Source organism: Hamadaea tsunoensis DSM 44101 (assembly GCF_000428945.1).
Classification (GTDB): Bacteria; Actinomycetota; Actinomycetes; order Mycobacteriales; family Micromonosporaceae; genus Hamadaea; species Hamadaea tsunoensis.
In genome coordinates, this window is sequence record NZ_AUAX01000006.1 from 28,702 (window position 1) to 54,938 (window position 26,237).

Annotated in this window: 23 protein-coding genes, 1 tRNA gene and 1 riboswitch; of the genes, 13 read left to right on the forward strand and 11 right to left on the reverse strand. The window is 70.2% G+C overall.

Annotated elements, in window-relative coordinates; translation table 11 throughout:
• Positions 1–93 precede the first annotated feature (93 nt).
• From G401_RS0112545 to G401_RS0112560, 4 genes are all read left to right on the forward strand, one after another.
• On the forward strand, positions 94–2,625 hold the full coding sequence (locus G401_RS0112545) for a hypothetical protein (RefSeq protein WP_027342785.1): 2,532 nt from the start codon (positions 94–96) through the stop codon (positions 2,623–2,625).
• A 114-nt stretch (positions 2,626–2,739) separates the two neighbouring features.
• Positions 2,740–4,104: an MFS transporter gene (locus tag G401_RS45235; RefSeq protein WP_064741751.1), complete on the forward strand. Its 1,365-nt coding sequence runs from the start codon at positions 2,740–2,742 to the stop codon at positions 4,102–4,104.
• Between the two features lie 69 nt (positions 4,105–4,173).
• Positions 4,174–5,001, forward strand: a complete 828-nt coding sequence (locus G401_RS0112555) for a universal stress protein (protein WP_027342786.1) — start codon at positions 4,174–4,176, stop codon at positions 4,999–5,001.
• A gap of 64 nt (positions 5,002–5,065) precedes the next feature.
• On the forward strand, positions 5,066–6,862 hold the full coding sequence (locus G401_RS0112560) for an NHL domain-containing thioredoxin family protein (protein WP_027342787.1): 1,797 nt from the start codon (positions 5,066–5,068) through the stop codon (positions 6,860–6,862).
• Here the strand turns inward: G401_RS0112560 and G401_RS0112565 are convergent.
• Positions 6,807–7,586: a LamB/YcsF family protein gene (locus tag G401_RS0112565; protein ID WP_027342788.1), complete on the reverse strand. Its 780-nt coding sequence runs from the start codon at positions 7,584–7,586 to the stop codon at positions 6,807–6,809. The genes G401_RS0112560 and G401_RS0112565 overlap by 56 nt on opposite strands.
• 20 nt (positions 7,587–7,606) lie before the next feature.
• Positions 7,607–8,284: a PAQR family membrane homeostasis protein TrhA gene (gene trhA, locus G401_RS0112570; RefSeq protein WP_027342789.1), complete on the reverse strand. Its 678-nt coding sequence runs from the start codon at positions 8,282–8,284 to the stop codon at positions 7,607–7,609.
• Between the two features lie 270 nt (positions 8,285–8,554).
• On the opposite strand from trhA, the gene G401_RS0112575 reads away from it, so the two are divergent.
• The 3 genes from G401_RS0112575 to G401_RS0112585 are packed head-to-tail and all read left to right on the forward strand — an operon-like array spanning position 8,555 to position 10,932.
• Positions 8,555–9,499: a ribose-phosphate diphosphokinase gene (locus G401_RS0112575; RefSeq protein WP_027342790.1), complete on the forward strand. Its 945-nt coding sequence runs from the start codon at positions 8,555–8,557 to the stop codon at positions 9,497–9,499.
• A gap of 1 nt (position 9,500) precedes the next feature.
• On the forward strand, positions 9,501–10,082 hold the full coding sequence (locus G401_RS0112580; protein WP_027342791.1) for a 5-oxoprolinase subunit B family protein: 582 nt from the start codon (positions 9,501–9,503) through the stop codon (positions 10,080–10,082).
• Positions 10,075–10,932 carry a 5-oxoprolinase subunit C family protein gene (locus G401_RS0112585; protein ID WP_027342792.1) on the forward strand — a complete coding sequence of 286 codons (858 nt, stop codon included), beginning with the start codon at positions 10,075–10,077 and terminating at the stop codon, positions 10,930–10,932. Before G401_RS0112580 ends, G401_RS0112585 begins: the two co-directional genes overlap by 8 nt.
• Here G401_RS0112585 and G401_RS0112590 read toward each other — a convergent pair.
• Positions 10,904–12,754, reverse strand: a complete 1,851-nt coding sequence (locus tag G401_RS0112590) for an acyl-CoA dehydrogenase (RefSeq protein WP_027342793.1) — start codon at positions 12,752–12,754, stop codon at positions 10,904–10,906. The genes G401_RS0112585 and G401_RS0112590 overlap by 29 nt on opposite strands.
• Before the next feature lie 245 nt (positions 12,755–12,999).
• On the opposite strand from G401_RS0112590, the gene G401_RS58290 reads away from it, so the two are divergent.
• The gene (locus G401_RS58290; protein WP_281174168.1) at positions 13,000–13,134 is read left to right on the forward strand and encodes a hypothetical protein; all 135 of its coding nucleotides are present in this window, start codon (positions 13,000–13,002) and stop codon (positions 13,132–13,134) included.
• 7 nt (positions 13,135–13,141) lie between these two features.
• Here G401_RS58290 and G401_RS45240 read toward each other — a convergent pair whose 3' ends face one another.
• Positions 13,142–14,302, reverse strand: a complete 1,161-nt coding sequence (locus tag G401_RS45240; protein WP_051366566.1) for a PP2C family protein-serine/threonine phosphatase — start codon at positions 14,300–14,302, stop codon at positions 13,142–13,144.
• Positions 14,303–14,389: 87 nt separating this feature from the next.
• On the opposite strand from G401_RS45240, the gene G401_RS0112605 reads away from it, so the two are divergent.
• Positions 14,390–15,073 (forward strand): GNAT family N-acetyltransferase, encoded by a 684-nt coding sequence (locus tag G401_RS0112605; RefSeq protein WP_245601698.1) that lies wholly within the window; start codon positions 14,390–14,392, stop codon positions 15,071–15,073.
• Here the strand turns inward: G401_RS0112605 and dcd are convergent.
• The gene (dcd, locus tag G401_RS0112610) at positions 15,070–15,648 is read right to left on the reverse strand and encodes a dCTP deaminase (RefSeq protein WP_027342795.1); all 579 of its coding nucleotides are present in this window, start codon (positions 15,646–15,648) and stop codon (positions 15,070–15,072) included. The genes G401_RS0112605 and dcd overlap by 4 nt on opposite strands.
• Positions 15,649–15,824: 176 nt before the next feature.
• Between dcd and G401_RS45245 the strand changes: the two genes are divergently transcribed.
• The 3 genes from G401_RS45245 to cutA all read left to right on the forward strand — a co-directional run bounded on the left by G401_RS45245 (position 15,825) and on the right by cutA (position 17,040).
• Positions 15,825–16,352: a pyridoxamine 5'-phosphate oxidase family protein gene (locus tag G401_RS45245; protein WP_084557115.1), complete on the forward strand. Its 528-nt coding sequence runs from the start codon at positions 15,825–15,827 to the stop codon at positions 16,350–16,352.
• A 73-nt stretch (positions 16,353–16,425) separates the two neighbouring features.
• Positions 16,426–16,499, forward strand: a tRNA-Gly gene (locus G401_RS0112620).
• A 226-nt stretch (positions 16,500–16,725) separates the two neighbouring features.
• On the forward strand, positions 16,726–17,040 hold the full coding sequence (cutA, locus tag G401_RS45250; protein ID WP_211240726.1) for a divalent cation tolerance protein CutA: 315 nt from the start codon (positions 16,726–16,728) through the stop codon (positions 17,038–17,040).
• 19 nt (positions 17,041–17,059) lie between these two features.
• Here the strand turns inward: cutA and G401_RS0112630 are convergent, their stop codons facing one another.
• Both G401_RS0112630 and G401_RS0112635 read right to left on the reverse strand, forming a co-directional pair.
• A complete protein-coding gene (locus G401_RS0112630; RefSeq protein WP_027342797.1) occupies positions 17,060–18,058 on the reverse strand; it encodes a C40 family peptidase in 999 nt (332 codons plus the stop codon).
• A gap of 29 nt (positions 18,059–18,087) precedes the next feature.
• Positions 18,088–18,238, reverse strand: a riboswitch (cyclic di-AMP (ydaO/yuaA leader).
• A gap of 116 nt (positions 18,239–18,354) precedes the next feature.
• On the reverse strand, positions 18,355–19,122 hold the full coding sequence (locus G401_RS0112635; RefSeq protein ID WP_051366567.1) for a LamG-like jellyroll fold domain-containing protein: 768 nt from the start codon (positions 19,120–19,122) through the stop codon (positions 18,355–18,357).
• 109 nt (positions 19,123–19,231) lie between these two features.
• Here G401_RS0112635 and G401_RS45255 point away from each other — a divergent pair, with 109 nt between their 5' ends.
• The gene (locus G401_RS45255; RefSeq protein ID WP_245601699.1) at positions 19,232–20,434 is read left to right on the forward strand and encodes an MFS transporter; all 1,203 of its coding nucleotides are present in this window, start codon (positions 19,232–19,234) and stop codon (positions 20,432–20,434) included.
• On the opposite strand, the gene G401_RS45260 is transcribed toward G401_RS45255, so the two are convergent.
• The 4 genes from G401_RS45260 to G401_RS0112660 all read right to left on the reverse strand — a co-directional run bounded on the left by G401_RS45260 (position 20,403) and on the right by G401_RS0112660 (position 26,068).
• Positions 20,403–21,380 (reverse strand): C40 family peptidase, encoded by a 978-nt coding sequence (locus G401_RS45260; RefSeq protein WP_034591498.1) that lies wholly within the window; start codon positions 21,378–21,380, stop codon positions 20,403–20,405. The two genes, G401_RS45255 and G401_RS45260, sit on opposite strands and share 32 nt — an antisense overlap.
• A 75-nt stretch (positions 21,381–21,455) precedes the next feature.
• The gene (locus G401_RS45265) at positions 21,456–22,514 is read right to left on the reverse strand and encodes a hemolysin family protein (protein WP_051366568.1); all 1,059 of its coding nucleotides are present in this window, start codon (positions 22,512–22,514) and stop codon (positions 21,456–21,458) included.
• Positions 22,511–23,821: a hemolysin family protein gene (locus G401_RS0112655; protein WP_027342799.1), complete on the reverse strand. Its 1,311-nt coding sequence runs from the start codon at positions 23,819–23,821 to the stop codon at positions 22,511–22,513. The genes G401_RS45265 and G401_RS0112655 overlap by 4 nt, the downstream gene beginning before the upstream one ends.
• Positions 23,822–23,914: 93 nt before the next feature.
• The gene (locus tag G401_RS0112660; RefSeq protein ID WP_027342800.1) at positions 23,915–26,068 is read right to left on the reverse strand and encodes a (Fe-S)-binding protein; all 2,154 of its coding nucleotides are present in this window, start codon (positions 26,066–26,068) and stop codon (positions 23,915–23,917) included.
• Positions 26,069–26,237 lie beyond the last annotated feature (169 nt).

Consider the following 26,237-nt stretch of genomic DNA (forward strand, 5'->3'; position numbering starts at 1 on the left):
ACCCCGGCAACTGACTATGTTGGCCAGCTACCCGGGTTCCGGTCGGGGCTGCGGACCGGTACGGTACGACGCGTACGTGAAGGAGGCGCGCGAATGACGTCCGAGGGCTACCCCGAGACCCGCCCGAGCGACGCGGCAACGAACGATCGTGGGTACGGCGTGTTCGAACCACCGCCGGCCGTACCCGACGACTTTCCGATCTTCACGCCGTCGACGCCGGTCGCACGCTCGCCGTTCCCCACTTTCGGTGAGGAGGAACCGGCCCCGGCCGAACCCGCAGCCGCGGCGTACGACAGCTCTTCCGGGTACGACTCCCCGGGCAGCTCGGCGTACGACAACGCCGGCTATGACAGCACCGGGTACGACAATGCCGGCCGTACCCAGCCGCCGCCCGGGTACGAGCAGGTCACCCCGCCGCCCGCGTACGAGCAGGTGACGCCCCCGCCTGGATACGAGCAGGTCACGCCGCCCCCGGCGTTCGGCGGCTTCCCGCCGGACGTGGCCGAGGAGCCCGTGTTCCCGCCGCAGCAGCACACCTCGTTCGCGCCGCAGCCGGGCGAGTCGGTCTACGTGCCGGCGCCGGCGGTCGTGCCGTTCCCGAGCCAGCAGAGCACCTCGCCGGCCGAGCCCCCCGCCCCGGAGCCGTCCCGCCCGGCCGAGCAGGCGCCCTCGTGGCAGTCGTTCGCGCCGAGCGCCCCGCCGGTCGAGGAGCCGCGCACGGGCAGCTGGGCGTTCGAGATCCCGGAGGCCAACAGCAGCGGCTGGTCGCCGTTCGGCGGCGGCGGTGAGGCCGCGCGCCCGCCGGCCGAGGACTACGCCCCGCGCGAGTACACGTCGGTCTTCGACACGCCCGCGGCCGCCCCGGCGGAGCCCGCGCGTACCGAGCCTTCCTCGGTCTACGGCGAGCCGCCGGCGTACGAGCCGTCGTATCAGGCGCCGCCGCAGCCGGAGTCGCCGTTCGCCGAGGCGAAGACGACCTACCCGTCGGTCGAGTCGTACCAGCAGGACGCGTACAAGGCCGACTCCTACCAGGCAGACTCTTACAAGGCCGACTCCTACGAGCCGGCGGCGGCCGAGTCGTATCCGGCGTCGGACGCGTACCAGGCGGACTCGTACAAGGCAGACTCGTACCAGGCGGACTCGTACAAGGCTTCCGATGCGTACGCGGCTTCGGACTCGTACCAGGCTGAGTCCTACCAGTCGGATTCGTACCAGCCGGACTCCTACCAGGCGGACTCGTACAAGGCGGACTCCTATCAGCCGGCGGCCGAGTCGTACGCGCCGAGCGAGTCGCCGTTCGCCGAGGCCAAGTCCACGTACCCGCAGGCGGACGCCCCGTACGGCGCCCCGCCCGAGCCGGCCTATCAGGAGTCGGCTTATCAGGAATCGGCGTACCAGGCCGAGCCGGTCTCCGCCGAGCCCGCGTACGCCGCCGCGCCGGAGCCGGTGCAGCCGCCCGCGTCCGCCACGCCGGCCGGTGTCGCCGCGGTCGCCAAGGCTTCGGTGCCGGTGGCCAGCCGTATCGCTCCGCCGTCCGAGAGCCCTGCCACGACCCGCCCCGCGACGGGCGGCCGGGTCTACGGTTCGTCCTCGGTGCAGACGCCGGCCGCGCAGACGAGTGGCGCCCCGGCGACCTACCCGCCCGCGAGCACGTACGCCGCCGCTCAGACGAGTGGCGCGCCGGCGGCTCAGACGAGTGGTGCCCCGGTCGGCCAGGTCAGCCCGGCCGCGCCGGCGATCCCGAGCCAGGCGCAGCCGCCGGCCGCCGAGTCGACCGGCCGGCCGCAGGCCTCGGCGCGGGCGAGCGTCTCCGTCGGGCGGGTCACCCCGGCCGAGGTGCCGCCACCCGCCCAGCCCGGACAGCCCACGGTCTACGGCCGCCCCGCGCAGGCGACGGTCTACGGTTCGCCCGCCGGAAACGGTGAGGCGCCCCAGTCCTCCGTCTACGGTTCGTCCGCCGGCACCACCGAGGCCCCGAAGCCCACGGTCTACGGCGCGCCCGCCGGTGGCGGCGAGGCGCCGAGGTCCACCGTGTACGGCAGCTCCGCGCCGGCCGCGGCGCCCGCCGAACCGGCCGCCCAGGCCCCGGCTCCGACCAGCCCGTTCGCGCCGCCGGCGAGCACCGGTACGCAGCAGCCGTCCGGCCGCGGCGCCGGCATGTCGGCGTACAGCGATCTGCTCGGACCGGCCCCGACGCCGGCCGCCCCGCAGCCCGCGGCGACCGCGCCCGCCATCCCGGCGCAGCGTGAGCCGCAGCCGGCCGGGGACTCGGCCCAGAACCGGTTCGACAGCTTCAAGCCGGAGGCCGACCCGGTGGCGCCGCCGAAGTCCGGCGGCACGGCGAAGGTCCTGGTCATGGTGATCGCGGCCTGCGTACTGCTCATCGGTCTCGCCTTCGGCGCGCTGTGGGTCGTCGGCAAGCTCGTCGGCGGCGGCAGCCCCGCTCTCGCGGTCGGCCAGTGCGTGCAGCCCAAGGATTCCACCGCTGTCGTCGTGGACTGCACGGCGGCGGGCAGCCTCAAGATCGTCAAGAAGGTCGCGGACCAGAACGACTGCCCGGACCCCCAGGCCCGCGCGCTCGTCCAGGGCAGCGACGTCTTCTGCCTGGAGGAACCGAACAAGTAGGCGCGCCTGGCGGAGCCGGTCGCACCGACCGGCAAAGGTAAGGCATCTGTGGCTGGGGTCACCCTTACGTAAATGGGTGGCCCTTTGTCATACCCCCTCGTCAGGATGGGGGCCATGGTCCACAACCTGCTCCCCCGGCGCGTAGAGGCTCGACGCATCCTCTTCGCGACCCTGTTCTCGGCGACCGGCCGAGGGCTGACGCTGCCGTTCATGTTCATCTATCTCACCAAGGTCCGGGACCTCTCCGCCACCACGGCCGGCCTGGTGATCGCGTGGATGGCCGTCTGCTCCCTGGTCATCGGGCCGATCGGCGGCTGGGCGGTGGACCGGTTCGGCGTACGCCGGATCATCCTGCCGATGCTGCTCGTCGAGGCGTGCGGAGTGGCCTCGATGAGCCTGGTACGCGACCCCTGGCAGGCGTTCGGATCGGTGACCCTGATCGGCGTCGGCGGCGGTGTCATCTGGGCGGCGTTCACGACGCTGCTCTCCTCGGTGACCTCCGCCGAGGAGCGGCAGAAGACCTTCGGACTCAATTTCGCCCTGCTCAACCTGGGTATCGGCACCGGAACGGTGATCGCCGGATCGATCGTGGACCTCGACCGGCCGGGCACCTTCCAGCTGATCTACCTCATCGACGCGGCGATGTACCTCGTGCCGTTCTTCAATCTGCTGACGATGCGCCGCGTCGGCCTGCGAGTGATCTCCGAGGCCGCGGCGCAGGTCGCCGACACCGTCCGTAAGCCGGGCTACCGTGAGGTCTTCGCCCACCGCGGCTTCCGCCGTCTGCTGCTGTTCAGCATCGTGCTCACCATCAGCGGGTACGCGCAGATCGAGGTCGGCTTCAACGCCTTCGCGATCAACGTGGCGCACGTGAGCCCGCGGGTGATCGCGTTCGCGTTCACGGCCAACACGCTCGTCATCGTGATCGCGCAGCTGTTCGTGCTCCGGTTGATCGAGGGCCGCAGCCGGACCCGGATGCTGGCCGTCGTCGGCTTGATCATGGCTTTCTCCTGGCTGATCCTGGGCATCGCGGGCGCGGTCGACGGCCGCAACGCCGTGATCTCCGCCGCCGCCGTCATCGCTTGTGCCGCGGTGTTCGCCAGCGGCGAGACGATCCTGTCGCCGGTGAACCCGACCCTGCTCAACTCGCTCGCGACGGACGAGCTGCGCGGCCGGTTCAACGCGCTCGGCTCGATGGTGTGGAGCATCTCCGGCATCGTCGGCCCGGTGACCGCCGCGCCTCTGATCGGCGACGGCAGGAGCCCGGGGCACTCGGGCATCTGGCTGGCACTGATCGTCGGCGGCTGCCTGCTGGCCTCGCTGCTGTCCCTCTCGCTGCGCCGGCTCATCACCCCGGAGCAGGACGGCCGCGTGGCATCGATCGTCACCACCGAACCGGGAGCCGGCGGATCCCCGAGCAGTGGACCCGCGGTCGGCGAGGCGGACACGGATCCCCGACCGGAGCGCGTCGGCGCCTGATCCGGGCGTCACCCCGGCGGATGTCGCACGTTGGCGCAGGTAGACGGACCGACGCCGAGGGAGTACGCCGTGACCGCACCCGCCATTCTCGTCGGGGTCGACGGCTCCCCGCCGAGCCTGGAGGCGTTCGACCTGGCGGTGGCCGCCGCCCGGCTGCGCCGCCGACCCGTACGCGCCGTCTACGCCGATCCGTGGGCCGGCCATGCCGCCTGGGCGAACCAGGATCCCGATCCCCAATCCGAACCGCAGCTGGCGATCCGGGCGGTCACCGAGCGGGCGGTCGACGCCGGCGTACCGGTGACGGCGGAGATCATCGCGGGCGAACCGTCGAAGGTGCTGATCTCCGCCGCCGAGAGCAGTGATCTGCTGTTCCTCGGGCACCGGGGCAGGGGCGGGTTTCCCCAGCTCCTCCTCGGTTCGGTCGCGAGCAAGGTGGCCGCGCACGCCGCGTGCACGGTCGTGGTCACCCGGGGTCAGGCGGCACCGGCGCACACCACGATCGTCGTCGGTGTCGATGGAACCCCGGCCAACCAGGACGCGGTCGAGTTCGCCTTCGCGGAGGCCGAGCTGCGTGGCGTACCGCTGCGGGCCGTCCAGGCCGGCCCGGGGCCGACCGGCCCTTCGGATCTGCTGCTCGAGGGCGGGGATGCCGGGGAAGAGGCTCTCGACAAGGCGCTGGAGCCCGCCCGGCACCGCCATCCCGGCGTGGCGGTGGTTCCCGTGCTGATCGAGGGCCGGCCGGCGTACGAGCTGATCGACGCGAGCCACACGGCCGCACTGGTGGTGCTCGGCGCCCACACGCCCGGCTTCCTCCCGGGTACGCGTCTCGGTACCGTCAGCGCGACCGTCCTCCAGCACGCGGCCTGCCCGGTGGCGATCGCCCGATCGATGCCGTGACACGAAAAGATCTCCGGGTCACACCCGTTGGGCGGCCCCGGTCCGGGCCGGGCAGAATGATCGTGTGGCACGAGTACGCGCACCCGAGCTCCGCGGTCGAGGCTGGCTGAACACCGGCGGCAAGGATCTGCACCTCGCGGACTTCCGCGGGAAGATCCTTCTGCTGGACTTCTGGACCTTCTGCTGCATCAACTGCCTGCACGTGCTGGACGAGCTGCGGCCGCTGGAGGAGAAGTACGGCGACGTGCTCACGATCGTCGGCGTGCACTCGCCGAAGTTCGAGCACGAGCGCGACCCGGACGCGCTGGTCGCCGCGGTCGAGCGCTACGAGGTCGCCCATCCCGTTCTCGACGACCCGCAGCTGCTGATGTGGAACGAGTACGCGGCCAAGGCGTGGCCGACCCTGTCGATCGTCGATCCCGAGGGCTACCTGGTCGCGAGCATGGCCGGCGAGGGCCACGCGGAGGGCCTGGCCCGGCTGATCGACAAGATCGTCGAGGAGCACGAGGCCAAGGGCACCCTGCACCGGGGCGACGGACCGTACGTGCCGCCGCCGCCGAGCACCACGACGCTGCGGTTCCCCGGCAAGGCACTCGCCCTCGTGAACGGGAACATCCTGGTCAGCGACTCGGCGCGACACTCGATCGTCGAGCTGGCCCCCGACGCCGAAACCGTGGTACGCCGGATCGGCACCGGCGAGCGTGGCCGCACCGACGGCGCCGAGCCCTCGTTCTCGGAGCCGCAGGGCCTCTGCGTCCTGCCAGAGAAGCTGGCCGGCCAGGTCGGGTACGACGTCGTCGTGGCCGACACCGTCAACCACCTGCTGCGCGGGATCGACACCGCGACCGGCGTGGTCACCACGATCGCGGGCAGCGGCCGGCAGTGGCGTTCGACCGTGGACTTCCGGGCGCACGACGCGCTCAGTGTCGACCTGTCCTCGCCGTGGGACGTCGCGTACTACGAGGGTCGCGTGATCATCGCGATGGCCGGCATCCACCAGCTCTGGTGGTTCGACCCGGCGAAGCGGACGGCCGGCGCGTACGCGGGCACGACCGTCGAGTCTCTCAAGGACGGTGACCCCCAGCAGGCCTGGCTGTCGCAGCCGAGCGGCCTGTCGGTGACGCCGGACGGGCGCCGGTTGTGGTTCGCCGACTCCGAGTCCAGCGCGCTGCGGTTCGTCGAGGACGGGCAGCTGCACACCGCCGTCGGCCAGGGCCTCTTCGACTTCGGCCACGTGGACGGCATCGCCGCCGACGCCCTGCTCCAGCACCCGCTCGGGGTCTGCGCGCTCGCGGACGGCTCGGTGCTGATCGCCGACACCTACAACGGCGCGGTCCGCCGGTTCGCCGACGGCGAGGTCACCACCGTCGCGAGCGGCCTGGCCGAGCCGAGCGACGTGATCGTCACGGCCGCCGGCGACGTGCTGGTCGTCGAGTCGGCCGCGCATCAGCTGACGCGGCTCGCGCCCGGCGTCGTCGCCTCGATCGACAAGGGCCGCCTGCAGGTCGAACGGCCGCCGACGCCGCTGCGCGCGGGGGAGGTCACGCTGGAGATCCTGTTCAGCCCGCCGCCCGGTCAGAAGCTCGACGACACCTACGGCCCGTCGACCCGCCTCGAGATCTCCGCCGCCCCGCCCGAGCTGCTGCTCGAAGGCCAGGGCGTCACGACCGACCTCACCCGCCGGCTCGTCGTCAATCCCGAGATCACCTCGGGCATCCTCCAGGTGGTCGCCCAGGCCGCCACCTGCGACGCCGACATCGAGCACGCCGCCTGCCACCTCACCCGGCAGGACTGGGGCGTACCGGTCACGATCTCCGCGGACGCTCCGGACCGCCTGCCGCTCGCGCTTCTCGCCCACTGAAATTCTCCAGGGGTACGCCGGCCGCGGCCAGCGCTGCGCGTACCGACCGGGCGATGGTGACGGCTCCGGGCGTGTCCCCGTGTACGCAGATCGAGTCGACGTTGTGCGGGACGACCGTGCCGTCCACGGCGATGACGCGCTGGTCGACGGCCATGATCAGGGCTCGGGCGACGACCTCCTCGGTGTCGCCGATCACCGCGCCCGGCTTGTCCCGCGGGAGCAGGGTTCCGTCCGGCCGGTACGCCCGGTCGGCGAACCCTTCGAACACGACCCGGATGTTGGCGTCCCCGGCCGCCGTGGCCAGCACGGATTCGGGCGCGCACAGCACCGGCAGTCCGACCTCGATGGCCGCCTCGACGATGGCGGGCACGTGTTCGACGGAGTGGTAGAGCGCGCCGTGCGGCTTGAGGTACCGCACCGCGACCCCCTCGGTACGCGCGACCGCCACGAGCGCGCCGACCTGGTAGATGAGCTCGTCCCGGAGTTGCGGCAGCTCGTACGCGATCTTCCGCCGGCCGAATCCGGCGAGGTCCCGGTAGCCGACCTGCGCCCCGACGGCGACCCCGTGCTCGGCCGCGCCGGCGCAGACCCGGCGCATGATCCCGGCGTCCCCCGCATGAAAGCCGCAGGCCACGTTCGCACTGGTCACGAGGGCGAGCAGGCCGTCATCGTCGCCCAGGCTCCACTGGCCGAAGCCCTCGCCGAGGTCCGCGTTGAGATCCATGCGCCCAGCCTAGGCGGGCCTCACGAGTAGAGCGCGAAGTAGATCGCGATGTGGTGGCAGATGGCGGCGATGAGCGTACAGGCGTGGAAGAACTCGTGGTGGCCGAAGACGGTGGGCCAGGGATTGGGCCGGCGCAGGGCGTAGAACACCGCCCCCACCGTGTACGCGGCCCCGCCGGCGAGCAGCAGGACGAGCGCCGCGACCCCGCCGTTGTGCAGGATCGTGGGCAGGACGGCGATCGCCACCCAGCCGAGCGCGATGTACATCGGCGCGGAGACCCAGCGTGGGGCGTGCGGCCAGACGATCGACACGGTCGCGCCCGCGGCGGCGCCCGCCCAGACCAGGCTGAGCAGCAGGGTCGCCTCGCCTGACGGGAGCAGCAGCGCGCAGAACGGCGTATAGGTCCCGGCGATGAAAATGAAGATCATCGCGTGGTCGAGCCGCCGCATCAGCTGGTACCCGCGCTCGCTCCAGACGCGGCGGTGGTAGAGCGCGCTGATCCCGAACAGCCCGCACACGGTGAGGCTGTAGATCGCGACGCTCACCACCGGGGCGGTTCCCGGCCGGAACGCGGCCAGCGTGATGAGCACGGCACCGCAGGCGAGCGCGACGAAGAACGCGTACGCGTGCAGCCACCCGCGCAGGCGCGGTTTGCCGATGTCGACGGGGCGCAGACGGCGGGGAGCCTCGACGGTCATGCCTCCAGGTTACGGAACCGTAAGTTACTAGCAAGTAGGAACGCGGTGAACTTCGTTACTCCCACCATCGCGGCACCCTCGCAGCACCCTCGCGACGCCTCCGCGGGACGGCCGCTCGAATTGCCGGCAACCGGCGGACGCTGATTTCGAGCGTGGAACAGTTTCCGTATTGCCGGTTATAGCCGCCGAGAATAGGGCGAAAGGCCGGAAAAAATACCCCTTGGGACGCCGACACCGAGTGGGGGTCCGGGCTCCCCTACGATGACAGACGTGCGCGACATCGCCGTGTTCAGCGGAAGTGCCCACCCCGAACTCGCCGACGAGGTCTGTACGCAACTGGGGACGCCGCTGTCCCCGGTCCGCGTCAACCGGTTCGCGAACGACTGCCTCGAAGTGCAATTGCAGGCCAATTGCCGGGAGCGCGACGTCTACCTGATCCAGCCGCTGGTGGCCCCGGTCCAGGAGCACCTCGTCGAACTGCTGCTCATGTGCGACGCCGCCCGGGGTGCGTCGGCCGGGCGGATCACGGTGGTGATGCCGCACTACGCGTACGCGCGGTCGGACAAGAAGGACATGCCCCGGATCTCGATCGGCGGCCGGCTCGTCGCCGACCTGCTCGCGACCGCCGGGGCGGGCCGCGTCCTGACGATGACGATGCACTCCCCACAGGTGCACGGGTTCTTCTCCGTTCCCGTGGACCATCTGCACGCCCTGCGCGAACTGGCCGGGCACTTCCGCGGGCTGGATCTCTCGCGTACCACCGTGGTGTCGCCCGACCTCGGCAACGCCAAGGAGGCCGCGGCCTTCGCGCGGCTGCTCGGCGTACCGGTGGCGTTCGGGGCGAAGCAGCGCTTCCCCGACGACGTCGTCAAGATCGGGGCGATCGTCGGCGACGTGGCCGGCCGCGACATCATCGTGCTCGACGACGAGATCGCCAAGGGCAGCACGATCATCGAGCTCCTGGATCGCCTGCGCGAAGGCGGTTGCGCCTCCGTACGCGTCGCCTGCACGCACGGCCTCTTCTCGGCAGGGGCGCTGCAGCGGCTGGCCGCCGAGCCCGACGTGCTGGAGATCGTCTGCACCAACACGGTCCCCATCCCGCACGAGGACCGGCCCAAGAAGGCCACCGTGCTGTCGATCGCGCCCGCGCTGGCCGAGGCGATCCGCCGCATCCACAACGGAGAGTCGGTCAGCGCGCTGTTCGCCCAGGCCTGAGATGGAGATCCGGCGGGTGGGTGAAGGTGGCCTCCTGTTGGAGGTCGCCCAGCCGTACCGCTGGTTCGTGGCGCTGTGCGCGGCCCGGGATCGTGGCGAGTTCGACTGCGTCGAGATCGTTCCCGCCGCGTCGACGGTCCTCCTCGACGGCATCGCCGATCTCGGCCGGACGCTTCGGGTGCTCCGCGACCTTGAACCTGCCGACATCGAGACTCAGGCGACCGCGGTGGAGATCCCGGTCCGCTGGGACGGCGACGATACCGCTGCGACGGCCGCGCTGTGGGGTCGCGATCCGGCCGCCGTTCTCCGCGAGACCGTCTTCACCGTCGCCTTCTGCGGCTTCGCGCCGGGATTCGCCTACCTGGCGGGCCTTCCGGTGGAGCTGCGGCTTCCGCGCCGCGCGACGCCCCGGGCCCGCGTCCCGGCCGGCTCCGTCGCCACCGCCGGCGAGTGGGTGGGGATCTATCCCCGCGCGACTCCCGGCGGCTGGCACCTTCTCGGCAGCACATCGTTTCCCCTCTTCAATCTTGAGAAGACCCCGCCGCTGACGCCAGGCACCGTCGTTCGGTTCGTCGATGAATGAGATCTCCGTAATACGCGTATCGGGGCAGACGAGTCTGCAGGACCAGGGCCGGCCCGGACTGGCGCATCTCGGGATCCCCCCGTCCGGGGCGGTCGACGGGCCGAGCCTCGCCGCCGCCAACCGATTGGTGGGCAACCCTTCGGGGCTGGCCGGACTGGAGATCACCGTCGGCGGCCTGATCCTCGCGTCGGCTGCGCCCGTCGTCGTGGCACTGACCGGCGCACCGGGCCCGTTGACAGTGGACGATCGGCCCGCACCGCTCTGTACGCCCGTCTGCGGTCGGCGGTTCTCGGTCGGCCTCGCGGCTTCCGGGCTGCGCCGCTATCTCGCTGTGGCGGGCGGCTTTGACGTTCCGGCGGTGTTCGGGTCGCGGAGTACGGACACGTTGAGCGGGCTCGGGCCGGAACCGCTGAAGACCGGCGACGTGCTGCCGGTGGGTGATCCGGCCGGGCTTCCGTCCGGTGTGGACTGGCTGCCGGTCAGCGTGCCGCCCGCGGAGCTGACGATCGGGGTCCGCTTCGGGCCGCGCGACGACTGGTTCGCCGAACCGGACCGGCTGCTCCGCGACGCGTACACCGTGAGTGTGATGAGCGACCGGGTGGGCGCGCGACTGGAAGGGCCGGCCCTGACCCGCGCGAAGGCCGGGGAACTGCCGAGCGAGCCGGTCGTGACCGGTGCGGTGCAGGTACCCGCGGACGGCAAGCCGCTGATCTTCCTGAGCGACCACCCCACCACCGGGGGCTATCCGGTGATCGCGGTGGTGGCGAAGGAAGAGGTGCCGAGGCTGGCCCAAGCCCGCCCCGGCACCTCGATCAGATTTGTCAGAACGACGCCTCGTCCAGCTCCATGAGCTCGGTGGACGCGCTCTCGACGATCCGGCGGTCGGCGCCGATACGCGGCAGCACCTCGGTGGCGAAGAAGCGCGCCGCCGCGACCTTGCCGGTGTAGAAGGCCCGGTCGGCGTCGGAGACCTCGCCGCGCAGGGCAGCCAGGGCGACCGCGGCCTGACGCTGCAGCAGCCAGCCGATGAGCAGGTCGCCGAGGGCCAGCAGGAACCGGCGGGAGTGCAGGCCGACCTTGTAGATCGCGTCGCCGTCGCCGCCGCCGACCTCGGCCAGCCACCCGGTCATCGTGCCCAGCATGCGCTGGATCTCGGTGGCCGCGCGGCCCAGGGACTCGCGCTCCTCCTTCAGCTCGCCGCTCTCGTTCTCGGCGGTGACGAACTCGGAGATCTCGCCGGCCACGGTCAGCAGCGCCTTGCCGTTGTCCCGCACGATCTTGCGGAAGAACAGGTCGAGGCTCTGGATCGCGGTGGTTCCCTCGTACAGGGAGTCGATCTTCGAGTCGCGGACGTACTGCTCCAGCGGGTAGTCCTGCAGGAAGCCGGAGCCGCCGAAGGTCTGCAGCGCCTCGGAGCCCAGCAGCTCGAACGCCCGCTCGGAGCCGACCGCCTTCACCAGCGGCAGGAGCAGATCGTTGATCTTGGTGGCTTTGGCGGTCGCCTTCTCGTCACCGGCGGCCTCGGCGATGCGCGCCTTGTCGGCCCACTGCGCCGCGTAGACGTAGAGCGCCCGCAGGCCCTCCGCGTACGCCTTCTGCAGCATCAGCGACCGCCGGACGTCCGGGTGGTGGGTGATCGTGACCCGGGGCGCCGACTTGTCGGTCATGCTCTTCATGTCCGACCCCTGTACGCGCTCCTTGGCGTACTCCAGGGCGTTCAGGTAGCCGGTCGACAGGGTCGAGATCGCCTTGGTGCCGACCATCATCCGGGCGTTCTCGATGATCAGGAACATCTGCCGGATGCCCTCGTGCACCTCGCCGAGCAGCCAGCCCTTCGCCGGTACGCCATGCCCGCCGAAGGTCATCTCGCAGGTCGCGGAGACCTTGAGGCCCATCTTGTGCTCGACGTTGGTGGCGAAGACGCCGTTGCGCTCGCCCAGCTCACCGGTCTCCGCGTCGAAGTGGAACTTCGGCACGACGAACAGCGACAGGCCCTTGGTGCCGGGGCCGCCCGCACCGGGCGTGTCGACCGGCCGGGCCAGTACGTAGTGCACGATGTTCTCGGTCATGTCCTGGTCGCCCGAGGTGATGAACCGCTTGACGCCCTCGATGTGCCAGGAGCCGTCGGCCTGCGGAATCGCCTTGGTACGCCCCGCGCCGACGTCCGAGCCGGCGTCCGGCTCCGTCAGCACCATCGTCGAGCCCCAGCGGCGGTCGATGAACAGCCGCGCCCACTTCTTCTGCTCCGGGGTGCCCTCGATGAGCAGCGTGTGCGCGAAGGAGGGACCGGAGGAGTACATCCAGATCGCCGGGTTCGCGCCGAGGATCATCTCCGCCAGCGACCACCACAGGCCGCGCGGGGCGAGTGTGCCACCGACCTCGGCGGGCAGGTCGAGACGCCAGAACTCGGAGTCCATGAAGGCGGCGAACGACTTCTTGAAGCCGTCCGGGACCTTCACGCTGTGCGTCTGCGGGTCGAACACCGGCGGCGTACGGTCGCCCTCGGCGAAGCTGGCCGCCAGATCGACGCGCGCCAGGCGGTCGACCTCGGCGAGCACGCTGCGCGCGGTGTCGGCGTCGACGTCAGCGTAGGGGCCGGTGCCGAAGGGGACGTCGAACACCTCGAAGAGGTTGAACTCCTGGTCCCGAAGGTTGCTTTTGTAGTGCGTCATCGCTTCCCCAAGACTCGTTACTGGTCGGTAACCTCGACTGTAGCGCGTGACTATTACCCGCGGGTAACCCGTACTCGGAAATTGCGAGAATTTTGTCCATTTAGAAGCTACTTGTGGCGATAAGTGAGTAGCAGATCCGATCGCAGGGCAACCCGACACGCCGCCTTTGCGTCACCTTCCTGTGTCGGTGTCGTTCCCCAGGGTGACTCGGGAGGGCACCCGGCCACCAAGGGGGAGGAATAACCATGAAGGTCATCATCAACCGACTGTTCGAGCCGCGGTACCCGGCGCGTTACATCGGCCGCCACCGGGCGCCGAGCAGTCTTCCCGCGCTGTCGATGACCACGCTGCGACGGGCACGACTGGCGAAGGCCGCCTGATCCGGCGCTACGGCGTCGTCGCGCCCTCGGGACTGGCGGCGCTGGGTCCGGACGGGGCGTTGCCCGTCTCCCAGCTCGGCGTGGGTCCCGACGCCTGCGGGCCGGTGTACTCCATGAGTACCAAGGCGATGTCGTCGTCGAGGCGGCCGTGCACCCATTCGATGAGCGCGGCCTCGATCGAGGCCAGGCCGTCGCCGACCTTGCCGTGGCCGAGCAGCCGCCAGGCCCGCTCGCCGATCGGGAAGAAGTCGCCGTCGCGGCGGGCCTCCGCGAGACCGTCCGTGAAGATCAGCAGCCGGTCGCCCGGTTCCAGCCGCTCCACCCGCGGCTTCGCCGACGGCATGAAGCCCAGCGGCGGCGCGGGCGAGGGCGGCTCAAGTGTGATCACCGCGCCCCGGCGCAGCAGCAGCGGCGCGGGATGGCCGCAGTTGACCACGGTCAGCGTCCCGCCGCGCTCCTCGACGAGGACCGCGGTGACGAAGTCCTCCTCGCTCACGCTGCGGGCGACCGCCCGGTCCAGGTCGCGCACGATCGCCGGCAGGTCGGCCCGGTCGAACGCCACGTGCCGGTAGGAGCCGAGCACGATGCTCGCGAGGCGTACCGCGTCGAGGCCCTTGCCCCGCACGTCGCCCACGATGATCCGCACCCCGTACGCCGTCTCGACCGCCTCGTAGAGGTCGCCGCCGATGTCGGCCGCGGCGGTCGCCGAGATGTAGCGGCCGGCCACCGACAGGCCGCCGACGATCGGGCCCAGCGGACGCAGGACGGCCTGCTGCGCGATGGTCGCGAGATGGGAGAGCTCGGCGATGCGCTCGGCCTGCCGCTGGCGTACCGCGGCGGCCGCGGCGGCGAGACCGGTCGCGAGCGCGATGCCGATGACGTTCAGCATGGTCGCCCCGCCGTGCGGGCGGCTCCAGATCGCGAAGGCGAGCCCGGCCGCGGTCGCGAGACCACCCGCCACCAGCACCGACCGCCATGGCGCGAACGCCGCCGCGAGGAAGGGCGCCGTCGCCATCAGGCCGATGTAGTGCGACTCGGGACCGTCGGCGTACTCGATCAGGGACAGCAAAATGAGCAGGACGACGGCCGCGCCGACACCGGCGCGGGTCCCTGGGGTCAGTGGCCGTCGAGTCGACCACAGCAGTCGTTCGAGTACGCGAACCAGCATGCCGGATCGGGGCCGCAACGACGATGAGGTTGGCCCGACAGACGACCGGAATCTGACCGGCCGGAGGAGGGTCCCCATGAAAAGCGCTTGTCCGGATCGGCCCTGCCGCACACCATGGTCGCCATGCTCGCCGATCTCGTACCGATCTTCGGACTACGCCTGCGCACACCGGATCTCGAACTGCGCCTGCCCACCATGGCAGAGCTCGGTGATCTCGGCGCCGTCGCGGAGGACGGCGTCCACGACCCCGCGTTCATGCCGTTCTTCGTGCCCTGGACCGAGTTCCCGAACCCCGGCCGGGGCATCGTCCTGCACTATCTGCGTACGCTGGGCGCCTGGACGCCGCGGGACTGGCACCTGGACATGGTCGCCTATTCGGACGGTGCGCCGGTCGGCAAGCAGACCATGTCCGCCAAGGACTTCGCCGTCATCCGCGAGGTGCACACCGGATCCTGGATGGGCCGCCGCCACCACGGTCGCGGCCTCGGTACGCAGATGCGCGCCGCCCTGCTCGCCCTCGCCTTCGACGGCCTGGGCGCCACCTCGGCCCGCTCCGCCGCGTTCGAGGACAATCCGTCGTCGTTGCGGGTGTCGGAGAAACTCGGCTACCGGCCCGACGGCATCGAGATCTACGCGCGGCGGGGTGTGGCCGCCCGGACCCAGCGGCTCCGGCTCGATCTCGCGGACTGGCGCGCCGTGGTACGCGTACCCGTGGAGATCGAAGGCTTGGAGCCGTGCCTGCCGATGTTCGGCCTGGAGCCGAAGGCTTAGCGGGTGGGCCAGGTGCGCCAGTTCTGCCAGGAGCGGCTCGGCGTCGGGCCGCGCTGCCCCTGGTAGCGCGATCCGTAGACGGCGGAACCGTACGGGTGCTCGGCGGGCGACGACAGCCGGAAGAGGCAGAGCTGGCCGATCTTCATGCCCGGCCACAGCGTGATCGGTAGATTGGCCACATTGGACAGCTCCAGCGTGACGTGCCCGGAGAAGCCGGGGTCGATGAAGCCTGCGGTCGAGTGCGTGAGCAGCCCGAGCCGGCCGAGCGAGGACTTGCCCTCCAGGCGGCCGGCCAGCTGATCGCCGAGCGTGACGACCTCCAAAGTGGAGGCCAGCACGAACTCGCCGGGATGCAGCACGAAGGGCTCCCCCTCGGCGACGTCCACCAGCGAGGTCAGGTCGTCCTGCTGCAACGCGGGGTCGATGTGCGTGTACAGATGGTTGTTGAACACGCGGAAGAGCCGGTCCAGCCGAACGTCGATGCTCGACGGCTGCACGAGATCGTGGTCGAACGGCTCCAGCTGGAGCTGACCGTTCTTGATCTCCAGCATGAGGTCGCGATCCGAGAGCAGCACCTGAGCAGACTACCGTCTCTACTGCGTGACGCCACTGCTCGGGTTTCCCGTGTTTCGCCGGTTTTGCTGGGTTTCCGCTATCACACTCCGTCGCGCTCATCGCACCCTTCGCGAAGGTTTCACCCGCGGCGGCGTTTCCGCTATTGAATCGTACATTTGTTCTATACAGTGGCCGCATGGCTACCTGGAACCAGTTCGCCGCCGCCTCACCGCAGCTCGCGGAACAGATCCGCGCGCTGTTCCACCAGTACGGCCCCGGCCTCGGCTACCTCGCCACGGTCCGGGCCGACGGCGGCCCCCGGGTGCATCCCGTCTCCCCCGTCATCACCGACGAGGGCCTCTACTGCTTCCTCATCGACTCCCCCAAGCGTCGCGACATCGAACGCGACGGCCGGTACGCGTTGCACGCTTTTCCGGCCGAGGAGAGCGACGTCGAGGCGTACCTGACGGGGCACGCGGTGCCCGTGACCGACGCGGCGACGATCGCCCGCGTGGTCGTCCGCGCCGGGGCGACCACCGCCCTCTCCTGGCGGCTCTTCGAACTGCGCATCGACACCGCGATGCTGCACTCTCCGCTCGGTCCCACATCAGACGGCCGGGCCCGCGCCGGCGTCGCGCAGGTCTGGCGTACCGCCGGCTATGCGCGACCCAGCCCCCGCCGCCGGGAGTGGCGACGGGGGCACGTTCCGGCGCTCGCGGCCTGACCTACCGCGCTCGGGCACGCCCGGTTAGTCGTTGCGTGCCGCGGGGGCGGACCTGGTAGAGTCGGCGACGCCCGCGGGTGTAGTTCAATGGCAGAACATCAGCTTCCCAAGCTGACAGTGCGAGTTCGATTCTCGTCACCCGCTCCAACACAAAGGCCCTGCTCATCAGTGATCTGATGGACAGGGCTTCACTGTTTCCCCACCTCAGAGTCCGGCACATGTCGGAGTGGTGAAGCTTTCCGGGATGCATTCGCTGAACTTGGTCGTCTTACTGTGTGGAAGACGACAGGGTGAAGCGTCCCGCCACCGCCCTGCCCGCCGGACAAACTCCCGCCGCCTGTCCTAACCTGCGATGGTGACCGGCCTGCTGAATGTGACTACCACGACCGAGACCCCCGACTCGGCGACCAAGCTTGCGAACGATGCCGTACGCGCCCGGTTGGCCGCTTCGGCTCACGTTGTCGGCCCGGTGGCGGTGGCCGCCTGGCAGCTGGGCGACTTCTTCGCCGGTGAGCAGTGGACGACCACTTTCATCACCACCGAGGAACGGTACGCCGACCTGGAGAACTTCCTGCTGGACCGGCATCCGGAGAAGAATCCGCAGATCACCGCGATCGTGGTGGCGGAGGCGGCTTCGGCGTACCGGGCCGGGGTGCGGCAGGCGACGGATTGGCCCGGCTCCGCGTAGCAGAGCCGGGCCGGAGTCGTCAGGCGCCGTAGGGCCGCCCGTATCCGTAGATCGAGGCCGCGTCGATGTCTCGCATCCGGATCGGTACGCCGGCCATCGAGGCGTGCACGATCCAGCCGTCTCCGGCGTACAGCGCCACATGGTGGATGTCGCTGTAGTAGAAGACGAGATCGCCGATCTTCAGGTTCGCCCGTGAGACGTGCTGGACGGAAGACCACTGCTGCCGGGCGTTGTGCGGCAACGAGATCCCGGCCTGCGCCCAGGCCGCGAGCACCAGGCCCGAGCAGTCGAAGCTGCCCGGCCCGTCGGCGCCCCAGACGTAGGGCTTGCCGATCTGGGCGCACGCGTACTTGATCGCGATACCGGCTTTGCCACCCGGGTAGGTGTAGGGGCACGGCGACGGCCGCAGGCTGCCGAGGCCGCCCGTGCTCGCGTACAGCTTGGTGACCTGCTTCTGCAGGCTGTCGATCTGGGCATTGAAGGCGGCGGCCTGGGCGGCGAGGTCCTTCTCGGCGGCGTCGAGGGCGGCGACCTTGTCGGCGATGGGCTTCTTGCGCGCTTCGAGGTCGTCGCGCTTGGCCATCACCGCGGCGAGGCTTTCGCGCTGCATCCGGGAGAACTGGTCGAGCAGCACGAGCTGATTGGTGACGTCGTCGGGTGACTTGGCGTCCAGCATCGCGTTGATCTCGGAGGCACCGCCGCCGACGTAGAGGTATGAGGCGAAGTCGCCGACCCGCGCCATCGCGAGGTCGAGCTGGAGTTTGAGGGGGTCCAGCTGCTTCTCGAGCGCGTCCACCTTCTTGCGCTCGTTCGCGAGCTGGGCCTTGGTCGCGTTGTGCTGTTCCAGCAGGGGTTCCAGCTTGTTCCAGGTCGCGTCGATCTGCTTTTCGAGATCGCCGATCGACGGATCTGCGCGGACGGCCTCGCTGCTCAGCAGCATCCCCATGGTCGCGACCACGCTCAGGACGAGCGTGATCAGGGCGCGCGAGCGGCGGACCGAGCGGGTATGGCTGACCACCGGTCTCCTCTTCCCACTGGGGACGGAGGTCCCCACCGCCTACCGGGTTAGCTGACGGATTCGCGCTGGAAGATAGCGCTACCGCGGTCGCCCGCGGATTCACCCCCTGAGGCGGTTGCCTCGCCTGACCTGGTTCCCCGGTTCAACGGGCCCGCGACCTGCGAGACCGTCGATTCGGCGGCGACGCCGAGGCCGTCCTGGTTGGGCGGCCGATTCACGGCGTCTTAGTGAGAGTAGAAGCGGCGTTATCGAACCGCAACCCACGGCTACCATGCACTTCGATACGTGTCAAGGTTCTAACCCACCGTGACGTAGACATCGTCCAGCTCACCGTGGAACTGATCGTTCCAGGGGCCGATTCCTTTTCCGCCCAAACGCAGTGGATCAGGGTTCACAATGGAGAGTGCCACCGGCACCGTCACCCCGGCCCGTAACTGTCCGTCAACGTACAGGGACAGGTTACCCAAATGGCGTACGCAGTCGAGCTTGTGCCAGGTGCCGTCGGCGACGGAGATGTTCCACTGCGCCACGTAGATCTGGTTGAGTCCGGCATCGGGGCCGGCCACGACACAGCTGGCGAGTCCGCCGAAATGGTCGACCTGGAGCTTGAACTGCGTGCCCTGCGTGGAAAAGCCCTTCTGCACGACGTTCTCGCCGTCCGTGGTCGACTGCGGCGGCAGGACCACCTGCGCACCCCAACGCACGTCGCGTACGCCGGGGTTCAGCCAGGGGGCCGGGTCGCTCTCCAGGATCGCCCGCGGGCACTCGGGCTCCGCCGTCCGGCACGGCGCGGGGAAGGCCGCCGCGTAGCCGGTTCCGCGCCGCTGTGCGCGTACCGCACCGTCGCGGGCGCCCAACGCCCGCAAACGCAGCAGCCGCGCGTCGTCCCAGACCGCCGGCCCGACTCCCGCGTCGAAGTGGTATCGCACACTCACATTCGCCGGTACGCCGGCCGGGGCGCTCGGATCCGTCGGTCCGGTCGGCGCGGCGGCCTGGCCCGGCAAGGCGAGCACCGAGGTCAGTAGGCCGACGGCGAGGGCGGCGCCGAGGCGTACTCGTCTCATTCGGACAATTCTGCACAATTAACGTCCGGATTTCCCGCAGGCAGGGCGGTTGCCGGTCGCGTACACCGGTGTTCATGATCGTGGGGTGATTTCGGGGAGCTACGGCCGCGTGCTGCGGCAGCCTGTGCTGCGGCGGATCCTGCCGGCGATGGCGGTGTCCGCGCTCGGCGACGGGATGAGCCTGGTCGCGGTCGCGTGGCTGCCGGTGCAGATCGCGCCCGCCGGGCAGGCCGGAGTGTGGACCGGTCTGGCCGTGGCCGCCTACGCGCTTCCGTCGACGGTCGGCGCCGCCCTGCTCGGCCGCTGGGTACGCCGTTTCTCCGGGGCCCGGCTCGTCGTCGTGGACTCGGCGCTGCGGGCGGTCGCGCTCGGCACGGTCGCCGTCCTCGCGATCTCGGGCGCGCTGAGCCCGACGGGCTACGTCCTGCTGCTCGCCGGCTCGTCGCTGCTGCACGCGTGGGGCAACGCCGGCGCGTACACGCTGGTCGCCGAGGTGCTGCCGGACGAGGACCGGGTCGCGGGCAACGCCCTCGTCGCCACGTTCCAGCAGTCCGCCTGGATCATCGGGCCGGCGCTGGCCGGCGTACTGACGGCGGTGTCCGGGCCGGGCTGGGTGATCGGGGTGGACGCGGTCAGCTTCGCCGTCCTCGCCGCCACCGCGGCCCGCCAGGCCAACCGGGTCCCGCCGGTGCCGACCGAGGTCGACACGGCGGGCGGATGGCGTACCGTGCTCGGCCAACCGCAGCTCGTCGGGCTGCTCGCCGTCACGTGCGTGTTCTTCTTCCTCTACGGGCCGGTCGAGGTCGCCCTGCCGATCCACGTCGCCCGCGAGCTGCACGGATCGTCGGGGCTGCTGGGCGCGTACTGGGCGGTGTTCAGTGTCGGAGCGGTCGCCGGCGGGCTGTCGGCCAACGCGCTGCGGCACCGGCCGCTGTGGGTGATCGTCGTCGCGATCATCGTCGGCTGGGGCGCGGCCCTGCTGCCGCTCGGGCTCAGCGACACCGTGACGCCCGGCCTGATCGGGTTCGGCCTCGGCGGGCTGATCTACGGGCCCTTCACGGCCATCTGCACCTCGCTGTTCCAGCGGCTGAGCCCGGCCCATCTGCTGAGCCGGGTGCTGGCGACGCGTACGGCCCTGACGACACCGGCCACCGCGCTCGGCACGCTGATCGGCGGCCCGCTGACGGAAGCGGCCGGAGGTCAGCGGACTCTGCTGATCTCCGGCCTGCTCACGATCGTTCTGGGGGTGCTGGTCGCCGCCGCGGTCGGGTCGGTCCGGCTCAGAGCACCGATCTCGTCCCGCTCGGAGTGATCGGCATGTTGGATATGTACGCCATGCGTACCTGATCACCGCTGTGTGGCGCGTGCACCATCAGCCCGTTGCCTATGTATATGCCGACATGATGATGGTCGCCGTAGAAGAAGACCAGATCGCCGGGTTGCAGCGAGGCCTTGGGCACGTAATGGGACTGGCCCCATTGATCACCGGTGAAGTGGTCGAGCGAGATCCCGGCCGCCGCCCAGGCCGCCTTCGTCAGGCCGGAGCAGTCGTAGGAGTTCGGCCCGTCGGAGCCCCAGACGTACGGCTTGCCAATGAGTGAGCAGGCCTTCTTGACCGCCGTGGCGCGCTTGCCCGAGGGCAGCACCGGCGGGCAGACCCCGATGCGCAGGCTGCCGCCCACGGTCGACGTCCCGTACGCCTGGATGCGCAGCTTCTGCAGCCGGTCCATCTCGGCCTGGATGACCTTCTTCTGCGCGGCGAGCGTGGCGTCCTGCTGCTTCTGCTGCGCGATGAGGGCGTCGAGCTGTTCCTTCTGCCCGTCGTAGACGCTCTTCTGCTTGCTGACGCCCTCGATCGCCTCCTGCTGCTGCGAGGCGATCTCGTTGAGGAAGCCCAGCTGGTCGAGGAACTGGTCGGGCGACTTCGCGTTCAGCAGGGCCGTCAGCCGCGACGCGGCGCCCACCATGTAGAACTGGCTCGCCATGTCGCCGACCTGGCCGAGCGACACGTCGACCTGCAGGGCCAGGGGCGCGATCCGCTTGCTCAGATCGGACGCCTTCTTCTGGTTCTTCTGCAGCGCGGTATGGACCTTGTTGTACTGCTCGACGAGCGGTTCCAGCTTCTGCCACTCCTCGTCGATCTGCTTCTCGATCTCGGAGACGCTGGGGGCCGCGTACACCGCAGTCGGCGCGAGGCCGATGACTACGGCGCCGAGCAGCGCGATCAGTCCACGATAGACGGTGCGGAGGGGAGGCACAGCTCACAACCCTAGGGGGGCGTGTTAGTTGAAAGCAACCTCATCGCGAGGAAACTTCACCCTGCTCACGGGCGTTCACGCACGGTTTCCGCCGGTCGCGGCCGGCACGGCACGGTCCGGCCGGCGCTCGTCCCGCCCGTAGACGGCCGCGAGCACGTCGTCGAGGGTCACCACGCCGAGCGGCTGGCGGCCGTCGCTGACCAGCACCATGTGCCGCCGCTCGCGGCGCATGCCGAGCAGCAGGTCGGCCAGGCTCCGGTCGGGCGGCACCACGGCGAGCGGCCGGATGACGTCGGCCGGGATGGGACCGCGGCGGGCCGCGCCGCTCATCCCGATGACGTCCTTGATGTGCACGAACCCGAGTACGCGACGCGTCGTGCGCTGCACCACCGGGAACCGCGACCGCCCGGTACGCGTCGCCAGCACCTCCAGCGAGGCCGGCGAGGTGTCGTCGGTGGCCAGGTCGACCTCGGCCCACGGGCGCAGGGCGTCGGCCGCGGTGCGCTCGTGCATCGCCAGCGCGCCCGAGATCCGGGCGTGCTGTTCCGGCGCGAGCAGTCCTTCGTGCCGGGCCTGGGTCACCAGTCCGGCGAGTTCCTCGGCCGTGAAGACGGACTTCACCGCGTCCACCGCCTGTACGCGCCACAGCGCCAGCGTCTTGCGGGCCAGCCACTTCATGACCACGAGCAGCGGCTTGGTGACCGTGCAGAAGAGCAGCATCGGCGGGCCGAGCCACACGACGGTGTTCTCCGGCCCGGCGAGCGTGATGTTCTTCGGCACCATCTCGCCCAGCACGGTGTGCAGGTAGACCACGATGGTCAGGGCGAACACGAAGGCCACCGGGTGCACGAACTGCTCGGGCAGGTGCACGAACTCGAACACCGGCAGGATCAGGTGCGCCAGGGCGGGTTCGGCGATGGCACCGAGCAGGATCGAGCAGATCTGGATGCCCAGCTGCGCACCGGCGATCATGAGCGGGATCTCGCCCATCGCGCTGAGCGCCCAGCGTACGCGCCGCGACGACCCGGCCCGCGGTTCCAGCACGGTACGCCGCGACGCGATCAGCGCGAACTCGGCGGCGACGAAGAATCCGTTGCCCAGCAGCAGGAGGAACATGACGAGGATGCCGCTCATGACGCGGTGTCCTCCTCGTCCTCGTGGTCCTCGGGCAGTTCGGGGCGGACCACGCGGACCTGTTCGACCCGGTGCCGATCCGTTTCCACGACGGTGAACTCCCAGCCGTTCTCGCGTACGGTCTCGCCGACGCTCGGGATGTGGCCGAGGCGGGCCATGAGGAAGCCGGCGAGCGTCTCGTAGGGGCCTTCCGGCAGCCGGAATCCGGTCTGCTCGCGCAGTTCGTCCTCCCGCAGTACGCCGTCGACCAGGTGCTCGCGGGCGTCGGCCGGGGCCGTCAGCCCCAGTTCGACCGCGTCCGCCTCGGAGTCGTGCTCGTCGGCGATCTCCCCGACCATCTCCTCGATCAGGTCCTCGACGGTGACGACGCCGTCGGTGCCGCCGTACTCGTCGACGACCACGGCGAGGTCCGATCGGCCGGCGCGCAGGGCGGCCCAGACCGCGTCCAGGTCCAGCGACTCCGGCACCAGCACAGGTTCGCGGGCGACCGCGTTCACGCTGGTCACCGCACGCCGGTGGGGCGGGACGGCGAGCGCGTCGGTGATCGCCACGACGCCGGTGATGTTGTCGAGCGTCTCGACGTAGACCGGGAACCTGCTGAAGCCCGTCTCGATCGACGTCGTGATCAGCTCCGCGATCGTGTCCGACGCCGTCAGCCCGACCACGTCCACGCGCGGCGTCATCGCCTCGGCGGCCCGCTTCTCGCCGAAGCGTACGGTGCGCTGGAGCAACAGGGCGGTGTCCGTCGGCAGGGCGCCGGCCCGGGCGGAGATCGCCGCGAGCAGGCCCAGTTCCTCGGGCGACCGGGCGCTGGCCAGTTCCTCCTGCGGCTCGATCCCGAGGCGGCGGACGAGGAAGTTGGCGCTGCCGTTGAGGGCCGCGATGAGCCAGGTGAACATCCGCGAGAAGACCCGCAGCGGGCCGGCCGTCGTCAGGGCCAGCGGCATCGGCTTGGCCAGCGCGGCGTTCTTGGGCACGAGCTCGCCGTAGAGCATCGACAACAGGGTCGCCAGCGCGAGTGCGATCGCGTGGTTGGCGCCGGCCGGCAGCCCGAGGCCGCGCAGCAGCACGTCGAACGCGGGCTGGGCGATGTAACCGGTCAGCAGGGCGGTGATCGTGATACCGAGCTGGGCGCCGGACAGCTGGAAGCTCAGTGCCCGCAGGGCGCGCCGGACGGTCCGAGCCCTGCGGTCGCCGGCCTCGGCCAGCTCGTCGATCTCCGCCCGGTCGACCGTGACCAACGAGAACTCGGCCGCGACGAAAAAGGCGTTACCCGCCGTGAGCAGCACGAACAGCAACAACGGCAACAGCAGGGAGAGCAATAGGTCGTCGATGCGGTGATCTTACCCGGCGGGCGCGAGCGCGAATCAGGTCGTCCGCACCCACGCCCACCGGCCTCGTCAGCTCGCGGCGGGCTCCGGTTTCACCGACCGCAGCAGCACCGTGGCGACGTCCACGACCTCGACCTTGTCGGTGTTGCCGGTGGCGTTGACGCCGTCGGTGATCATCGTCGAGCAGAACGGGCAGCCGACCGCGATCGTGGCCGCACCGGTCGCGACGGCCTCCTCGGTACGCTCGACGTTGATCCGCTTGCCGATGCGCTCCTCCATCCACATGCGGGCGCCGCCGGCACCGCAGCAGAAGGAGCGCTCGCTGTTGCGGGGCATCTCCGTGATGGGCTTGGTACCCAGCGCGGCGCCGAGGACCTCGCGCGGCGGGGTGAAGACCCGGTTGTGCCGGCCGAGGTAGCACGGGTCGTGGTAGGTCAGGCCGCCGTCGACCGGTGCGACCGGGGTGAGCTTGCCGGTCTTGACCAGGTGGGCGAGCAGTTCGGTGTGGTGCACGACCTCGACGTCCAGGCCGAGCTGCTTGTACTCGTTGCCGATGCTGTTGAAGCAGTGCGGGCAGGTCGCCACGATCTTGAGGACGCCGGCTTCCTTGATCGTCTCGACGTTCTGCTGGGCGAGCATCTGGAAGACGAACTCGTTGCCGATACGCCGGGCGGGGTCGCCGGTGCACGTCTCGTTGTTGCCGAGGATGGCGAACCGGACGCCGGCCTCGTTCAGCAGCGTGGCGACCGCGCGGGTGGTCTTCTTCGCCTTGTCCTCGAAGGCGCCGGCGCAGCCGACCCAGAACAGGTACTCGAACTCCGCCCCGTCGGCCACGCGCGGCACCGCGAAGTCGAGGCCCTTGGTCCAGTCCTCGCGGGTGTTGGGCGGCGCGCCCCAGGGGTTGCCCTTGTTCTCCAGGTTGCGCAGCATGACGCCGGCCTCGGCCGGGAACGACGACTCGATCATCACCTGGTAGCGACGCATGTCGACGATGTGGTCGACGTGCTCGATGTCCACCGGGCACTGCTCCACGCAGGCTCCGCAGGTCGTGCACGACCACAGCACGTCGGGGTCGATGACGCCGTTGAGGTCGACGCCGCCGATCAGCGGCCGCTCCGCCTCGGCCAGGGCGAGCACGTTCACGCCGGCCAGCTGCTCCTGGGTGGCCTTCTCCTCGCCCGCCATGTCCTTGCCGCCGCCCGCGAGCAGATAGGGCGCCTTCGCGTACGCGTGGTCGCGCAGGCTGGTGATCAGCAGCTTCGGGGACAGCGGCTTGGCGGTGTTCCAGGCCGGGCACTGCGACTGGCAGCGGCCGCACTCGGTGCACGTGGTGAAGTCCAGCAGGCCCTTCCACGTGAAATGCTCGACCTGCGCCACGCCGAACAGGTCCTTCTCCGGGTCGGCCTCCTCGAAGTTCAGCGGCTGACCGGTGGAGTCCGTCATCGGCTTGAGCGCGCCGAGAGCCGGGGCGGACGAGCCGGAGCGCTTGAAGAAGATGTTGAAGAACGCGGCGAACCGGTGCCAGGCCACGCCCATCGTGACGTTCAGGCCGATCACGATGGCCCAGGTCATCGAGATCACGATCTTGACGAGGGCGACGATCGACACCGCGTTCGCGGACGCCGGGAGGATGTCGCCGAGCGCGTGCGAGACGGGGGCGGCCCACGTCGGATAGGGCAGGTGGCCGTTGGCCGCCTTGAAGCCGCGGATCAGCATGCCGCACACCAGGACGAGCAGGACCACCCACTCGACGAAGTAGCCCTGCCACATCGTCGAGCCGGCGAAGCGCGAGCGGCGGCCTGCCCGGTTGGGCCGATTCGTGAGCCGGACGTACATCAGATACAGGATGGCCGGAATGCCGAGGACGCCGACCCACTCCGTGACGAAGCCGAACAGCCCCCAGCCGCCGATGACGGGCAGCTCGCCGGTCGGCGAGACCACCTCGAAGTAGGCCTCCAGGACCAGCGACGACAGCAGGACGAAGCCGACCATCACGAACCAGTGCGCGATGCCGACGGGTGTCCACTTGAGCATGCGGGTGTGCCCGACCGTCTCGGCCAGCATCACCTTCAGGCGGGCACCCTTGTCACGCGTACGCGTGGGGTCGGGTTGGCCCAGCTTGATCACCGCCAGCATGCGGACCACCGCCCGCCAGACCAGCACCACCGCGACCACGGTGATCGCGAAGGCCAGCACCGTGGTGACGATCTGCACGCCGCCCATGCGCAACTCCTCGAAACGTCGATGTTCCGCTCAGCCTAACGCCTAGGTTACCGCTGAGTAATATCGGCTTGGCCACAGCTTACGGTCAGCCTACGGGCCGCGCACGGCGGAGCGGCCGGGGACGGGGCAGCATGGTCGCGCACCGGTTCATAGACTCGGGACTGCTCCT

What these genes read in the sequence shown, in the direction of transcription:
- G401_RS0112545 (WP_027342785.1), top strand. Translation starts at nt 94, where the DNA reads ATGACGTCCGAGGGCTACCCCGAGACCCGCCCGAGCGACGCGGCAACG.
- G401_RS45235 (WP_064741751.1), top strand. Translation starts at nt 2,740, where the DNA reads ATGGTCCACAACCTGCTCCCCCGGCGCGTAGAGGCTCGACGCATCCTC.
- G401_RS0112565 (WP_027342788.1), bottom strand. Translation starts at nt 7,586, where the DNA reads ATGGATCTCAACGCGGACCTCGGCGAGGGCTTCGGCCAGTGGAGCCTG.
- trhA (WP_027342789.1), bottom strand. Translation starts at nt 8,284, where the DNA reads ATGACCGTCGAGGCTCCCCGCCGTCTGCGCCCCGTCGACATCGGCAAA.
- G401_RS0112580 (WP_027342791.1), top strand. Translation starts at nt 9,501, where the DNA reads ATGGAGATCCGGCGGGTGGGTGAAGGTGGCCTCCTGTTGGAGGTCGCC.
- G401_RS0112585 (WP_027342792.1), top strand. Translation starts at nt 10,075, where the DNA reads ATGAATGAGATCTCCGTAATACGCGTATCGGGGCAGACGAGTCTGCAG.
- G401_RS0112590 (WP_027342793.1), bottom strand. Translation starts at nt 12,754, where the DNA reads ATGACGCACTACAAAAGCAACCTTCGGGACCAGGAGTTCAACCTCTTC.
- G401_RS58290 (WP_281174168.1), top strand. Translation starts at nt 13,000, where the DNA reads ATGAAGGTCATCATCAACCGACTGTTCGAGCCGCGGTACCCGGCGCGT.
- G401_RS45240 (WP_051366566.1), bottom strand. Translation starts at nt 14,302, where the DNA reads ATGCTGGTTCGCGTACTCGAACGACTGCTGTGGTCGACTCGACGGCCA.
- G401_RS45245 (WP_084557115.1), top strand. Translation starts at nt 15,825, where the DNA reads ATGGCTACCTGGAACCAGTTCGCCGCCGCCTCACCGCAGCTCGCGGAA.
- G401_RS0112635 (WP_051366567.1), bottom strand. Translation starts at nt 19,122, where the DNA reads ATGAGACGAGTACGCCTCGGCGCCGCCCTCGCCGTCGGCCTACTGACC.
- G401_RS45265 (WP_051366568.1), bottom strand. Translation starts at nt 22,514, where the DNA reads ATGAGCGGCATCCTCGTCATGTTCCTCCTGCTGCTGGGCAACGGATTC.
- G401_RS0112660 (WP_027342800.1), bottom strand. Translation starts at nt 26,068, where the DNA reads ATGGGCGGCGTGCAGATCGTCACCACGGTGCTGGCCTTCGCGATCACC.